Annotated in this window: 10 protein-coding genes; 7 read left to right on the forward strand and 3 right to left on the reverse strand. The window is 73.5% G+C overall.

Annotated elements, in window-relative coordinates; translation table 11 throughout:
• Nucleotides 1-197: 197 nt before the first annotated feature.
• The 5 genes from NLX94_RS26970 to NLX94_RS26990 all read left to right on the forward strand — a co-directional run bounded on the left by NLX94_RS26970 (nucleotide 198) and on the right by NLX94_RS26990 (nucleotide 7,508).
• The gene (locus NLX94_RS26970) at nucleotides 198-2,450 is read left to right on the forward strand and encodes an MMPL family transporter (protein WP_254385700.1); all 2,253 of its coding nucleotides are present in this window, start codon (nucleotides 198-200) and stop codon (nucleotides 2,448-2,450) included.
• A gap of 39 nt (nucleotides 2,451-2,489) precedes the next feature.
• Nucleotides 2,490-3,044 carry a GNAT family N-acetyltransferase gene (locus NLX94_RS26975; RefSeq protein WP_254385701.1) on the forward strand — a complete coding sequence of 185 codons (555 nt, stop codon included), beginning with the start codon at nucleotides 2,490-2,492 and terminating at the stop codon, nucleotides 3,042-3,044.
• A 348-nt stretch (nucleotides 3,045-3,392) separates the two neighbouring features.
• Nucleotides 3,393-3,983 (forward strand): hypothetical protein, encoded by a 591-nt coding sequence (locus tag NLX94_RS26980; protein ID WP_254385702.1) that lies wholly within the window; start codon nucleotides 3,393-3,395, stop codon nucleotides 3,981-3,983.
• 222 nt (nucleotides 3,984-4,205) lie between these two features.
• Nucleotides 4,206-4,373 (forward strand): hypothetical protein, encoded by a 168-nt coding sequence (locus NLX94_RS26985; RefSeq protein WP_254385703.1) that lies wholly within the window; start codon nucleotides 4,206-4,208, stop codon nucleotides 4,371-4,373.
• Nucleotides 4,374-4,454: 81 nt separating this feature from the next.
• Nucleotides 4,455-7,508 (forward strand): helix-turn-helix transcriptional regulator, encoded by a 3,054-nt coding sequence (locus NLX94_RS26990; protein ID WP_254385852.1) that lies wholly within the window; start codon nucleotides 4,455-4,457, stop codon nucleotides 7,506-7,508.
• Between the two features lie 42 nt (nucleotides 7,509-7,550).
• Here NLX94_RS26990 and NLX94_RS26995 read toward each other — a convergent pair whose 3' ends face one another.
• From NLX94_RS26995 to NLX94_RS27005, 3 genes are all read right to left on the reverse strand, one after another.
• Nucleotides 7,551-7,733 carry a DUF6191 domain-containing protein gene (locus NLX94_RS26995; RefSeq protein WP_308402546.1) on the reverse strand — a complete coding sequence of 61 codons (183 nt, stop codon included), beginning with the start codon at nucleotides 7,731-7,733 and terminating at the stop codon, nucleotides 7,551-7,553.
• Nucleotides 7,734-7,766: 33 nt separating this feature from the next.
• A complete protein-coding gene (locus NLX94_RS27000) occupies nucleotides 7,767-8,927 on the reverse strand; it encodes a PQQ-dependent sugar dehydrogenase (protein ID WP_254385854.1) in 1,161 nt (386 codons plus the stop codon).
• 305 nt (nucleotides 8,928-9,232) lie between these two features.
• Nucleotides 9,233-10,234, reverse strand: coding sequence for an aldo/keto reductase (locus NLX94_RS27005; protein ID WP_254385704.1), 1,002 nt, complete (start codon nucleotides 10,232-10,234; stop codon nucleotides 9,233-9,235).
• Between the two features lie 90 nt (nucleotides 10,235-10,324).
• Here NLX94_RS27005 and NLX94_RS27010 point away from each other — a divergent pair, with 90 nt between their 5' ends.
• A complete protein-coding gene (locus tag NLX94_RS27010; RefSeq protein ID WP_254385705.1) occupies nucleotides 10,325-11,290 on the forward strand; it encodes a 2-hydroxyacid dehydrogenase in 966 nt (321 codons plus the stop codon).
• A gap of 366 nt (nucleotides 11,291-11,656) precedes the next feature.
• Nucleotides 11,657-14,521, forward strand: a complete 2,865-nt coding sequence (locus tag NLX94_RS27015; protein ID WP_254385855.1) for a bifunctional diguanylate cyclase/phosphodiesterase — start codon at nucleotides 11,657-11,659, stop codon at nucleotides 14,519-14,521.
• The last annotated feature ends 42 nt before the right edge of the window (nucleotides 14,522-14,563 follow it).

Below are 14,563 nucleotides of genomic sequence, written 5' to 3' on the forward strand. Positions count from 1 at the left end.
ATGGTCCCGCACCTGCCCGAACGGCTGTGACGCTGCCCACGATGGCCGCCAACGATCATGCGACGCTGCGATCGTGGAGGTGTAGACCAACCCAGTTTCCGTCCAGTTTTCCGTGTTCACGTGTTCACGCGTTCTTTCCGACGGGCCGTTCCCGGCCGCTCCCCGGTAAGGATCCGAACCACCAGGGAGCCCGTCCGTTGTCAGCCCTCGCACGCTGGTGCATGCGGCACCGACTCGTCGCCGTCCTGATCTGGCTCCTCGCCTTCGGCGGGACCGCCGCCGCCGCGATGGGCGCCGGGACGGCATTCTCCAACGACTACGAGGTCCCCGGCACCGAGTCCGCCAAGGCGCACGCCCTGCTGCGGGAAGGCTTCCAGGGGCAGGGCGGCGACACCGACACCATCGTGTGGCGGACCCCGGACGGGCAGAGCGCGCGGACGCCGGCGGTGCAGGAGCGCATGACGCGGGCGCTCGACTCCATAGCCGGGCTGCCCGGTGTCGGATCGGTCGCCGGCCCCTACGGCCCCGGGCCCGACAGCGCGGCACGGATCAGCCCCGACGGCCGGACCGCCTACGCGGTGGTCACCTTCGACCGGCAGGCCGACGCGGTGCCCAAGGCCCAGGCCAAGGCCGTCGTCGACGCCGCGCGGAACCCGCAGACCCGGGCGGACGGGCTCCAGGTCGAGCTCGGCGGGCGCGCCGTCGGCCTCACCGAAGCCCCCTCCGCCCACCTCGCCGAGGTCATCGGCGTGGCCATCGCCGCCCTGGTGCTGTTCCTGGCCTTCGGATCGCTCGCCGCCAGCCTGCTGCCCATCGCGACCGCCCTGGTCAGTGTGGGCACCGCCTACTTCGGCATCACCCTGCTCGGCCACGCGATGCCGGTCGCCGACTTCGCCCCGATGCTCGGCACCCTCGTCGGCCTCGGAGTGGGCATCGACTACGCGCTGTTCATCGTCACCCGCCACCGCAAGGGCCTCCAGCGCGGACTCCCGGTCGCGGAGGCCGCCGAGAACGCCGTCGCCACCACCGGCCGGGCCGTGGTCTTCGCCGGGGCCACCGTCTGCATCGCGCTGCTCGGCATGCTGGTGCTCCGGCTGAACTTCCTCAACGGGGTCGCGATCGCGGCCTCCCTCACCGTGGTCCTGACCGTCGCCGCCTCGGTGACCCTGCTGCCCGCGCTGCTCTCGTACATCGGCATGCGCGCGCTCTCCCGCCGCGAGCGCCGCAGGCTGGCCGCCGAGGGCCCGCGGCCCGAAGCGGTCACCGGCTTCGCCGCCCGCTGGTCGGCCTTCGTCGAGCGCCACCCGAAGCTGCTCGGGCTGGTCGCCACGGCGGTCATGGTGGTGCTGGCGCTGCCCACGCTCTCCCTCCACCTCGGCACCTCCGACCAGGGCAACAACCCGGCGACTTCCACCACCCGCAAGGCCTACGACCTGCTCGCGGAGGGCTTCGGCCCGGGGATGAACGGCCCGCTGACCGTGGTCGCCCGCCTCGGCGAGCGGCCCGGCGACCGCGCCGCCGTGGAGGCGCTGACCGAGTCGATCCGTACGACCAGGGGCGTGGCCTCTGCCGGACCGGCGGTCTTCAACCAGGGCGGCGACACCGCCGTGGTCACCGTCGTACCGGACTCCTCCCCGCAGTCCAGGGCCACGAGCGAACTGGTCGACCGGCTGCGCGAGGACGTCATCCCGCGCGCCGGCCAGGACACCTCCCTGCAGGCCCACGTGGGCGGCGTGACCGCCGGGTACGACGACTTCGCCGAGGTCATCGTCGGGAAGCTGCCGCTCTTCGTCGGGGTGGTCGTCGCACTCGGCTGCGTGCTCCTGCTGCTGGCCTTCCGCTCCATAGGCATCCCGGTCAAGGCGGCCGCCATGAACGTCGCCGCCGTCGCCTCCTCCTTCGGAGTCGTCGTCGCGATCTTCCAGTGGGGCTGGGGCAGCGAACCGCTCGGGCTGGGCAGCGCGGGGCCGATCGAGCCCTTCCTCCCCGTGATCATGGTCTCCGTGCTCTTCGGGCTCTCCATGGACTACCAGGTCTTCCTCGTCAGCCGGATGTACGAGGAGTGGCTGGAGACGGGGGACAACCGGCGGGCGGTGCGCGTCGGCCTCGCCGAGACCAGCCGGGTGATCAATTCGGCGGCCGTCATCATGATCTCCGTCTTCCTGGCCTTCGTACTCAGCGGCGACCGGCTCATCGCCATGTTCGGCATCGCGCTCGCCGTGGCCGTCGCCCTCGACGCCTTCGTGCTGCGCACCCTCCTCGTCCCGGCCCTGATGCACCTGCTCGGCGGAGCCAACTGGTGGCTGCCGGCCTGGCTGGACCGCCGGCTCCCGAGGATCAGCATCGAGCCCCCGGAGCGCCGCCCGCATGCGAAACTTCCCCAGCAGCGGCCCGGCGCGGACCCCGTCACGAGCGGGGACCGGACCGAGCCGGTGCCCAGCTCCCGGTGATCCGGCCACCCGCCGCCCGATACCCAAGGAAGAACGCGCATGTTCTCGATAGACCTCGCCGACGACGCCCAGCTGTTCCCGCTGGAGGCCCGGCACGCGGAGGAGTTCTTCGCCCACATCGAACGCGGACGGGAGTTCATCGGCCAGTACGTCGGCTTCCCCGACCGGTCCTCCGACCTGGAGTCGGCCCGGGCCCTGCTGGCCAAGTACGCGCTCACGGCGGGGGAGGACGGCGCGCGGTTCTTCGGGATCCGGCTGGACGGCACCCTCGTGGGCGGGGTGCTCTTCCCGGCGTTCGACGCGGGGACGGGCAACTGTGAGATCGGCTGCTGGCTGGAGCCCGCCGCGGCCGGCCGCGGCCTGGTGACCAAGGCCTGCCGGGTCCTGATCGACTATGCCTTCGGCGAGCGAGGCATGCACCGCGTCGAATGGCACGCCGCCTCCGGCAACAAGAAGAGCCTCGCCGTGGCCGAGCGCCTCGGCATGACCCGCGAAGGCGTCCTGCGCCAGAACCACCTGCACCGGGGCGTCCGTCAGGACACCGAGGTCTGGGCGCTGCTCGCCGACGAATGGGCCGCCGCCCGCCCGGCGTAGCCGCCCTCGGACCACCTCCGGACCGCCTCCGGACCGCCTCCGGACCGCCTCCGGGCCCGCCTTCGGACCGCCTCCGGGCCCGCCTTCGCACCGCCTCCGGATCGGCCTTGGACCGCCTCCGGATCGGCCTTGGACCGCCTCTGGGTCGGCCTTGGACCGGCTCCGGACCGGCCTCGGACCGCCTCCGGACGGCCCTCCGCACCATCCCCGCACCACCTTCCGGGCCACCTTCCGTGCCCGGCCGCCGCCGCCCCGTCCCCGCTCTCCCGCCGGGCCGGGGCGGGGCGCCGGCCGCCGGCCGGACGGATTCTCAGGAACCTCTCAGAAAAGCCGCCTACGGTGCCCCGCATGGACACCACCAAGACCCCCGCCCCGACCGCTCCCGAGGCGGACTCCCCGGCCGACCTGAAGAAGGCCGCCACCGACGAGACGACCGCCCCGGCCGCCGCGGACACCGCCGCCACCGAGCAGGCCCCCGCCGAGGCCGACGAGCTCGGGGACCTCGACGAGCTCGACGAGCTCGAGGCCGCCGCCGACGATGTGCAGGACAGTGGTGTCGCCTCCGGAGCCTCCGCGATCGTCGCCGCCGGCCTCGGCCTGATCGCCCTCAGCGGCAGCTGGACCTCCCGCGTCATAGCCGAGCGGGAGACCCTCAAGGGCCAGATCAGCGCGGCCGACGCCACCTCCACCGCGGACAAGATCGAGGCGCTGTACGGCAACGCCTGGCACATGACCGCCCTGGTCAACGGCGTCCTGTCGACGATCGCGCTGCTCCTCGCCGTGTTCGTGCTGGCCCGCCCGGCCTTCGGCGCCCCCGGCCGCACCCTCCCGGCATGGGTCCGCTCCGTGTCCTGGGCCGCCGTGGTCCTCGCCGTCGTCGGCATCATCGCCTTCGTGTTCATGTACCTCCTCGCCCTGCCGACGGCCCCCGGCGCCTAGGCCGTCCGGGCCGCCCGCAAGCGGTCCGCCCAGGCCGTCCGCCGCTGTTCCGCGGCCCGCCTAGGTACTGCCTTAGGCCACCTCAGGGACCCCGGGTCCCGGCCTAAGGCACCCCGGCCCGTGCAGATGCGGCATGCTCCCGATGTGCCGGCACCCCCTGGGGCGTGAATCTTGGATCACACCGAACGAGGTGTCCGAGAAACGCGAACCAGGGAGCACGAGATGTTCGAGTACGAGATCGCCACCGCCCGCCGCGACGACCTCATCCGCGAGGCCGACGCCTACCGTCTGGTCCGGGAAGCGAAGAAGGCCCGCCGCCCCTTCTCCCGCAGCCAGGAACCGGAGGGGTCGGTGAGAGGACAGCGCGGCCGGTTCACCCGCGCCGCGTAACCCGCGCCGCGAAACTGTGCGAACCGGCACGTGATGAGAAGCGCACCGATATCCAGTGCCGATGAGCAGGGCCTCTGTGCGATGCTCGGCGGCGTGGAGACCCGATCTGTCAGCCCGGTGTTCGTCGGCCGAGCCGACGAACTGGCCATACTCACCGACGCCCTGACGCGCGCCGAGGGCCAGGAGCCCCAGGCACTGCTCATCGGCGGCGAGGCCGGGGTCGGCAAGACCCGGCTCACCGAGGAGTTCCTCTGCGAGGCCGACCGCCGCGGCGCGGTCGTCGCCGTCGGAGGCTGTGTGGAGATCGGGGCGGAGGGCCTTCCCTTCGCCCCGTTTTCGACGGCCCTGCGCACCCTGCACCGGCTGCTCCCCGACGAACTGGCCGCGGCCGCCGTCGGCCAGGAGGACGAACTCGCGCGCATCCTCCCCGAACTGGGCGAGACCCCGCGCGGCCCGCACGACGAGGAGAGCACGGCCCGGCTCTTCGAGCTGACGGCCCGGATGCTGGAACGGCTCGCCGCCGACCGCACCGTCGTCCTCGTCCTGGAGGACCTGCACTGGGCGGACACCTCCACCCGGCACCTCCTCTCCTACCTCTTCCGCGCGCTCGGCAGCGGCCGGCTCGTCGTGGTCGCCACCTACCGCGCCGACGACGTCCACCGCCGCCACCCGCTGCGCCCGCTCCTCGCGGAACTCGACCGGCTGCGCACCGTCCAGCGCATCGAGCTCTCCCGCTTCAACCGGGCCGAAGTGCGCCGTCAGCTCGCCGGAATCCTCGCCTCGCAGCCCGACGAGGAGTTCGTCGAATCGGTCTTCGACCGCTCCGACGGAAACGCCTTCTTCGTCGAGGAACTCGTCGCCTCCCGCGCCAGCGGCTGCCGCACCGGCCTCACCGAATCCCTGCGCGACCTGCTCCTCGTCCGCGTCGAAGTCCTCCCCGACGCCGCGCAGCGCGTCGTGCGCATCGTCGCCGAGGGCGGCTCCACGGTCGAGTACCCCCTCCTGCGCGCCGTCACCCGGCTCACCGAGGACGAACTGATCGAGGCCCTGCGCTCCGCGGTCGGCGCCAACATCCTCCTCGCCACCTCCGACGGCGACGGCTACCGCTTCCGCCACTCCCTGGTCCGCGAGGCCGTCTCCGACGACCTGCTCCCCGGCGAACGCGCCCGCGTCAACCGCCGCTACGCGGAGGAGCTCGAAGAGGACGACTCGCTGATCCGCGCGGAGGAGCGGGTCATCCGGCTCGCCACCTACTGGTACTACGCCAACGACGCGGCCAAGGCCCTGCCCGCCGTGCTCGCCGCCTCGGTGGCCGCCCGGCGCCGGCACGCCTACTCCGAGCAGCTGCGGCTGCTGGAGCGGGCCATGGAACTGTGGGAGGCCGTACCGGAGGAGGTGCGCGGCGCACTGCGCCCGGCGGACTACACCGAGGTGTACCCGCCCTGCGGCTGCGACCCGGAGACCACTCCGCTGCAGCGCCTCGACCTGCTGGCCGAAGCCACCGTCGCGGCCCGCTTCGGCGGCGAACGCGAGCGGGCCCTGAAGCTCACCAAGACGGCCCTGCGCGCGCTGGACGACGGCCACGACCCGCTGCGCGCCGCCTGGTTCTGGACCGAACGCTCCCGTCTGATCACCGGCCTCGGCCGCGGCGACGGCTGGGAGGAGCTCGCCCGGGCACAGGACCTCGTCCGCGGGCTGCCCCCGTCCCAGGTGCATGCCGACGTGCTGGTCCGGGCCGCGAGCTGGGGCATGCTCCACACACCGGGACCCGACAACCTGGTCGCCGCCGAACGCGCCGTGGAGTACGCGCGGATGATCGGCGCCGAGGACACCGAACTCAACGCCCGGATCACCGTCGGCAGCCTGCTCGTCGACACGGGCGACCCCGAGCGCGGACTCGCCGAGATGTACGCGGTCAAGGACCGGGCCGCCGAACTCGGACTCGGGGCTCTGGTGGGACGCGCCCACATCAACCTCACCTCCCACCTGGAAGCCCTGGGCCGGTCCCCCGAAGCCGTGGAACTGGCCGAACAGGGCGTCGAGCTGGTCAAGAAGTCCCAGCTGATGGACTCCGAGGCCTGGGTCCGCGGGAACCTGGCGGAGAGCCTGTACAGCCTCGGCCGCTGGGACGAGGCCGAGGCGGAGGCCCGGCGCACCATGGGCATCGTCAGCGGTGGAGCCGCCCCGCGCGCCGCCGCGACCGGACGGCTGGCCTACCTGGCCCTGGCCCGCGGCGAACTCGCCGAGGCCGCCGCCCAGCTCACCGCCGCCCGCGCCCACTTCGGATCCCACGACGGCCAGCCCCAGCACCAGATCCCGCTGTCCCGGCTCGCCATCGGGGTGGCCGCGGGGGAGGGCCGGATCGCCGACGTCCGCGCCGAGGCCGCCGCCGCCGTCCACCTCGGCTTCCCCCTCGGCAACCACCGCTACGCCTGGCCGCTGCTGCTCGCCGCCGCCTCGGCCGAAGCCGAGGCCCGGGGCCTGCCCGCCGCCGAGGCGGGCCGCGAGGAGGCACTGGGCATGCTGCGCTCCGCGGCCCGGGGCCTGGCCACCCCGGTCCCGCTGTGGAGCGCCCACTCCGAGTACCTCAGGGCCGAGCTGCTGCGCGCCGAGGCCCGGGACACCGTGGAGGACTGGACGGCCGTGGAAGCGGCCATCCGTCCCCTGGAGCGCCCCTACCTGCTCGCCAGGGCCCAGTACCGGCTCGTGGAGGCCCTGCTGGCCGCCGGCGGGGACCGCGAGGCCGCCGTCGGACTCCTCCAGGAGGCGTACGCCACCTCCGAGCGGCTCGGCGCCCGCAGGCTCCGGGAGGACCTGGCCCTGCTCGCCCAGCGCGCCAGGCTCCCGCTCACCCCCGTGGACGCCGCCGCCAGGGCCCTGCTCGCCCCGGACACCGACCCGGTCGAGGCGCTGGGTCTGACCAGCCGCGAACGGGACGTGCTGCGCCTGGTCGCGGTGGGCCACACCAACCGCCAGATCGCCGAGGAGCTCTTCATCTCCCCGAAGACGGCCAGCGTGCACGTCTCGAACATCCTGGCGAAGCTCGGCGTCGCGAGCCGTGGCGAGGCCGCCGCCCTGGCCCACCGGCTGCGGCTCTTCGGCCCCGTCTCCCAGCAGCCGGCCGGGACCGGCTGAGGGAGGCCGGGCGGCTGAGGGAGGCCTCCCGGCCGCCCCGGCCTAGGCCGCCGGGTGTTCCTTCGGACGTATGAGCACCTTGCCGGAGTCCAGGTCTATCGGGCCCTTTCCCGGATCGCCGTCGTTCACGTCGATCCGGGAGAGCTCCAGCCGCTTCTTCTCCTCGTCCGTGTGCTTGCGGCCCGGACTGAACAGCTCCTCGATCATGTTGAACACCGCGTCCACCGCGCCTTCCGGCCCACCGTCGGGGCCCGCCGGTCATTCCACCGTCAGAGTCAGGATCCTGTCGTCGCCGGCTTCCGGCGACCCGCGCCCGTCCGTCTCGCTCGTGACCAGCAGCAATCTGTCCCCACCGAGGGCCACCACGGTGCGGAGCCGGCCGTACTCGCCCGACAGGAACGCCTCGGGCTCCGCCACCGGGGTCGCCCCGGCCAGCGGGATCCGCCAGAGCCGCTGACCCCGCAGCCCGGCCATCCAGACGGAGCCCTGCGCCCAGGCGATCCCGCTCGGCGAGGCCTCGTCCGTCTTCCACACCGCCACCGGATCGCGCATCCCCGGCTTGCCGGCCTTGCCCTCGGCCTCCGGCCAGCCGTAGTTCGCGCCGGGCTCGATCAGATTCAGCTCGTCCCAGGTGTTCTGGCCGAACTCGGCCGCCCACAGCCGCTTGTCCTTGTCCCAGGCGAGCCCCTGCACATTGCGGTGCCCGTAGGAGTAGACGACCGAGTCCGCCTCGGGGTTGCCGTGCACCGGCTCCCCGTCCGGGGTCATCCGCAGGATCTTCCCGCCCAGCGACTTCTTGTCCTGGGCCAGCCCGGTCTCCCCGGTCTCGCCCGTCCCGGCGTAGAGCATCTTGTCCGGGCCGAAGGCGATCCGCCCGCCGTTGTGGATGAGCCCCTTGGGGATGCCCCTGAAGACGGTGTCGGGCGCGCCCAGCTGCTCGCCCGCCGGTCTCTTCTCGTCGTAGCGGAGCCGGGCGATGCGGTTGTCGGACTCGGTGGTGAAGTAGGCGTACACCATGAGGTCCGAGGCGAAGGACGGGGACACGGCCAGCCCGAGCAGGCCGCCCTCGCCCCCCGGGGCCACCCCGGGCACCTTGCCGACCGGGGTGACGGCGCCCGTGCCCACATCGACCCGGCTGATGGTGCCCTTGTCCCGCGAGGCGACCAGCAGGTTCCCGTCGGGCAGCGGAGCCACGCCCCACGGGGACTCCAGCCCCTGGGCGGCCACGCCGCTCACCGTCACCCGGCCCTTGGCCGCCGGCCCCGAGGGCGAGGCGGAGGGGGAGGGGGAGGCGGAGGCCCCCGGCGGCGCCGAGCCCGCCGTCGTCCCCGGTGGAGCCTCGCTCGGCCGGGCCCCGGTACCGGGCGGCGGGGAACACCCCGCCGCCAGCAGCGCCCCACATCCCACCAGCGCGAACACCGCCAGCACCCCCCGGGCCCGCCCGCGGGGGCCCCCGTAGACCCCCGTCGGCACTCCCGCCCGACTCCACACCCGGCCCTGACCCGCCCCCCGGGCCTGCGCTGCCCCCTGGGCCTGCGCTGCCCCCTGTGCCTGCGCCGCCCCCCGGTCCTGCCCCGGCCCCGCGGCCGACCCCTGCTCGTGTCCCCGCTCGTGTCCGTATCGCATCGCCGTACTCCCCTCCGGTCCTCCGATCGTGCCCTCACACGACTCAACAGCGCCGACCATGCCCCAAGTTCCTCCACTCGTACACTCGATCGAGTGGTTCAGGCCCCCACCGGCACCGGCAGCTCCGACAGCTCCGCCAGGTCCCCGGCGGTCAGCCGCACCTCCGCCGCCCGCGCGTTCTCCGCCGCCCACCGCGCCTGCCCGGCCCCCGGCACCGGAACCACCTGCGGACCCTGCGCCAGCACCCACGCCAGCGCCACCTGCGCCGCCGTGACCTCCGCCCCGTGCCGCCGGGCGACCCGCCGCAGCCCCGCCACGAGCACCTGGTTCGCCGCCATCGCGTACGCCGTGAACCGCGGATGCCTGGCCCGTACGTCCTCGGGCTCGAACCCCTCGCCCGGGACCAGCGTCCCGGTCAGGAAACCGCTCCCCAGCGGCATCGCCGCCAGGAACCCCACCCCCCGCGCCGCGCACCACGGCAGCAGCCGCCACGCCGCCTGCGGCGACCACACCGACAGCTCCGCCTGCACCGCGCTCACCGGGAACACCTGCTGCGCCCGCTCCAGGTGCCGCACGGTCTCCTCGTACGCCCGGTCCCCGCGCCGCCCCGCACCCGGCCCGGCGCCCGCCCCCAGCGCGCAGAAGCCCAGCGCCCGCACCTTCCCCGCGCCCACCAGCTCCGCCATCGCGCCCCAGGACTCCTCGACCGGCACCTCCGGGTCCACCCGGTGCAGCTGGTACAGGTCTATGACGTCCGTGCGCAGCCGCCGCAGCGAGGCGTCGCAGGCCCGCCGCAGGTACCCCGGACGGCCGTCGGCCACCACGTGCACCCCGTCGGCGCGCAGCCCCGCCTTCGCGGAGACGAAGGCGTCGGTCCGGCGCTCGCGCAGCACCCGGCCGAGCAGCAGCTCATTGGTGTAGGGGCCGTACAGATCGGCGGTGTCGAGCAGGTTCGCCCCCAGGTCGAGGGCCGTGTGCACGGTCCGCACCGAGTCCTCGCCCCGCCTGCGCGAAGACCCGTACGCCCCGCTCATCGGCATGCAGCCGAGGCCGACGGCACCCACCGTGAGCGCCCCCGCCCCGATCGACCTGCGCTCCACCGTGCGTTCCCCCTGGTCCCTGCTCGGCCCTCTCGGTCCGGCACACAAACTAACGGCTCGATCCGGATCCCCTGGCATAGCCTCCTGATCATGACTGCAGAGATTCCCGAGACCCCCGAAACCCCCGAGGTATGGCTCCCCTTCCCCGCCGGGGAGATCGAGGGCCTGCCCGATTCCTTCCGCTACCGCCACTGGGACGGCGAGGAAGCCTTCCCCGGCGATCCCGCCGCCTGCGTCTTCTACGTCACCCCGTACATGAAGTCCCCGGCCGTCACCCTGCGCCCGCTGCCCGCGATGCCCCGGCTGCGCGTCGTCCAGACCCTGACCGCCGGCGTCGACCACGTCCTGGGCGGCCTCGGCGACCTGCCTCCCGGGGTGCGGCTGTGCAACGCCAAGGGCGTCCACGACGCCAGCACCGCCGAGCTCGCGCTCACGCTGACCCTGGCCTCCCTGCGCGGGATCCCCGGCATGGTCCGCGGCCAGGACCGCGAGGAGTGGCGCTTCGGGTTCTACGAGGCCCTGGCGGACAAGTCCGTACTGATCGTCGGCTACGGGGCGGTCGGCGCGGCCATCGAGGACCGGCTCGCGCCCTTCGAGTGCGAGCGGATCGTCCGGGTCGCGCGGACGGCGCGCACCACGGCGCGCGGGCCGGTGCACGCCCTCGCCGAGCTGCCCCAACTCCTGCCCGCAGCCGACGTGGTGATCCTCTCCACGCCGCTCACCGAGGAGACGAGGGGGCTCGCGGGCGCGGAGTTCCTCGGCCGGATGAAGGACGGCGCGCTGCTCGTGAACGTGGCCCGCGGACCCGTCGTCGACACCAAGTCCCTGCTGGCGGAAGTGGAGTCGGGCCGGCTGCGCGCCGCGCTGGACGTCACCGATCCGGAACCGCTGCCTTCAGGCCATCCGCTCTGGCATGCTCCGGGTGTCCTGATCACGCCCCATGTGGGCGGCAGCAGCTCCGCGTTCGAGCCGCGGGCCAAGCGTCTGGTGGCCCGTCAGCTCCGCAGCTTCGCCGCCGGGGAGCCCGTGGAGAACACGGTGCTGATCACGGATTGACGCGTGATGCACACGCTCCGCGTTCGTCCGGATGCGCTCGGTGGGCACAACTCCCTTGTTGGTGACGGAGCGTAGAGAAACTATGTCCCTGAGTGACGAAAGTGGTGTATCGTCCGGAACAAGGGGCTGCGCCACGAACGTCTGGCGCTGGGGAGTGATCGGACACTTTGGGGGGCGACGGGCGATGCACGGCCAATGGACGAAGGATCCGATGCGGCGAAGCCGCCGGAGGCGACGGTGCCGGGACTGGACCGCGCCGGAACCAGCCAGCGAGGGGGACCGGTGAGCACCCCGGGGGCGGCGCTGCTGACCCGCCGGCCCCTCGCCGGAAGCGGGAGCGGTGGCAGCGGCTCGAAGGGGCTGGCGATGCAGCTCCTCCTCGCGGTGGTCAGCAGCGGGTACGCGGTGGGCGCGGCCCTCGGCTGGGGCTCCGAGGAACTCGCCGAGATCATGGGCGACTTCGGGCTCAGCGCCGCCGGTCTGCTCGCCGCCGTCTCCTGCTTCACCTACGCCCGGGCCATTGACAGCCGGGAGCGCCCGGCCTGGCTGCTGTTCGCGTTCTCCTCGCTCATGGGCAGCTTCGGCAACGCCGTCTGGGGCTGGTACGAGGTGGTCCTCGGCGAGGCCGTGCCGAAGCCCTCCCTCGCCGACTTCGCCTTCCTCTGCTTCGCGCCGCCCGCCATCGTGGGCCTGCTCGTCCTCGCGAAGCGCCCGGTCACCCGGGCCGGCTGGGTCTGCCTCGGCCTCGACTCCTGGCTCATCGGAGGCTCCCTGCTCACCCTCTCCTGGAGCCTGGCCCTCGCGCACGCCGCGCGCACCGCCCAGTCCGGCGCCCCCGGCAGCGTCCCGCGCGCCGCCCTCTCGCTGGCCTACCCGCTCCTGGACATCGCGCTCGTCTCGATGGTGCTGGTGCTGCACTTCCGCCGCTCCGAGACCAACCGCTCCGCCGTGAACACCGCCATCGCGGCCCTCGCCCTGACCGTGCTGAGCGACGCGCTGTTCACCTCGCCGCTGCTCAGCGCCGAGTACCAGTCCGGCCAGCTCCTCGACGCCGGCTGGTTCGCCGGCTCGCTCCTCCTCGCCTACGCCCCCTGGGGCGCCCGCCGGCTGCACCCCGACCCCGTCGCCCACGCGCGCGCCGAGCGGCCGCACAGCCGCCCCATCACCGGCTCCCTGCCCGCGCTCACCCCGTACCTCGCGGCCGCCGTCTGCACGCTGGGCATCCTCTACAACGTGGTGGACGGGCGGAAGGTCGACCGGGTCGTCGTCTTCACCGGCTGCACGGTCGTGCTCGCCCTGGTCATCCGCCAGGGCATCATGCTGCTCGACAACATCGCGCTGACCCAGGAACTGGCCCAGAAGGAGAACCACTTCCGCTCCCTGGTCCAGGGCTCCAGCGACGTCATCATGATCGCCGCACCCACCGGGACCCTGCGCTACGTCAGCCCCGCCGCCGCCGGGGTCTACGGCCGCGAGGCGGAAGAGCTGGTCGGCACCGAGCTGGCCACCCTGATCCACCCGGAGGACCTCGGCCGCGTGGTCCACGAGGTGCGCCGCTTCCTGGCCGCGCCGCCCGCCGAGGAGCCGACCACCCGCATCGAGTGCCGGTTCAGATCGGGCGGCGGCGAGTGGCTCAATGTGGAGTCCACCGTCAACCGCCACCAGGGCGGCCTCATCCTGAACAGCCGCGACGTCACCGAGCGGGTCCGGCTCCAGGCACAGCTCCAGCACAGCGCCGAGCATGATCCGCTCACCGACCTCCCCAACCGGGCGCTCTTCACCCGCCGGGTCCGCCAGGCCCTCACCGGACGGCGGGCCGGGGACCACAGCACCGCCGTGCTCTTCATCGACCTCGACGGGTTCAAGGCGGTCAACGACACCATCGGCCACCAGGCGGGCGACGAGCTGCTCATCGAGGCCGCCCGACGCCTCCAGGACTCGGTCCGGGCCGGGGACACCGCGGCCCGCCTCGGCGGCGACGAGTTCGCCGCCCTGATCCTGGGCGACGGCAGCCGCGACCGCAGCGCCCGCGAGTACCAGGTCCACGAGATCGCCGACCGGCTGCGCACCACCCTCTCCCAGCCCTACCGGATCGCCGGGAGCGAGGTCCGGGTCGCCGCCAGCATCGGCGTGGCCTTCGCGGACCCCGGCATCACCCCTTCGGACCTCATGCGCAACGCGGATCTCGCGATGTACCGCGCCAAGGCGGGCGGCAAGGACCGGGTCGAGATGTACGCGCCCCAGATGCAGGCCGAGGTCGTCCGCAAGGCGGAGCTGGCGGGCCGGCTGCGCACCGCGCTGCACGACGGCGAGTTCGCCCTGCTGCACCAGCCGGTGGTCTCCCTGGCCTCGGGGGAGATCTCGGCCGTGGTGGCGCAGGCCCGGTGGCGCTCCGCCCAGGGGATCCTGTTCACCCCCGCCGAGTTCCTGCGGGTCGCCATGTACAGCGAGAGAGGTGCCAGCGAGAGAGGTGCCGGCGAGGGGGGTGCCGGCGACGGACGTGCCGGCGAGGGAGCGCACCCGGCCGTGCCGGACGCCTCGCGCACCGCCGAGCTGGGGCGCTGGCTGCTGGAGCAGGCCGTCGGGCAGGCCGCCGAGCGGCACCGGGCCGGGCACTCCGTCCCCGTGGCCGTACGGATGACGGCGCAGCGGCTGCTGGACCGGTCGATGCCGCTGGGCTCGGTGGAAGCCCTGCTGACCCGCAACGGGCTGCCGTCGGGCGCGCTCGTCCTGGAGCTCGCCGTCTCCGATCCCAGGGTGCCCTTCGACGACCTGGAGCGCCGTCTGGCGGCGTTGCGCCGGCTCGGGGTCCTGATCGCCCTGGACGGCTTCGGCAGCGGTTACGCGGCCATCAGCGCGCTCCGCAGGCTCCCCGTGGACATGCTCAAGCTCGACCGCGGCCTGGTCGAGGGGGTCGTGGAATCCCCCCGGCTGCACAAGATCACCGCAGGTTTGTTGCGGATCGCAAACGACCTCGGGATGCAGTCGGTGGCAGAGGGCGTGGACCTCCCGGAGCAGGTCATGGCACTGCGTGCGATGGGCTGCACCCACGGGCAGGGAATGGCCTTCTCCGGCCCTCTGGACGAGTACAGGCTGCGCCGGGCGCTCGTGCGCGGTACGTTCCCAGTACCGGGCGGCGCGGCCCAACCTGCGTTGGCCGGTGGTTCCCCAGGGGGCTCGATGGCCATCCGCAGAGGCTCACATAATGAGACGCCCGTCCCACCCACTTGACATCACCCTCCCGCCGGAGGGAGGGTCAATGCCATGCGCACC

It is taken from the genome of Streptomyces sp. TBY4, assembly GCF_024213195.1.
GTDB lineage: Bacteria > Actinomycetota > Actinomycetes > Streptomycetales > Streptomycetaceae > Streptomyces.

Bases quoted from the DNA above. Each gene is read 5' to 3' on its own strand.
- NLX94_RS26980 (WP_254385702.1), top strand. From the start codon at position 3,393: ATGGACACCACCAAGACCCCCGCCCCGACCGCTCCCGAGGCGGACTCC.
- NLX94_RS27010 (WP_254385705.1), top strand. From the start codon at position 10,325: ATGACTGCAGAGATTCCCGAGACCCCCGAAACCCCCGAGGTATGGCTC.
- NLX94_RS26975 (WP_254385701.1), top strand. From the start codon at position 2,490: ATGTTCTCGATAGACCTCGCCGACGACGCCCAGCTGTTCCCGCTGGAG.
- NLX94_RS27015 (WP_254385855.1), top strand. From the start codon at position 11,657: ATGCAGCTCCTCCTCGCGGTGGTCAGCAGCGGGTACGCGGTGGGCGCG.
- NLX94_RS26990 (WP_254385852.1), top strand. From the start codon at position 4,455: ATGCTCGGCGGCGTGGAGACCCGATCTGTCAGCCCGGTGTTCGTCGGC.
- NLX94_RS26985 (WP_254385703.1), top strand. From the start codon at position 4,206: ATGTTCGAGTACGAGATCGCCACCGCCCGCCGCGACGACCTCATCCGC.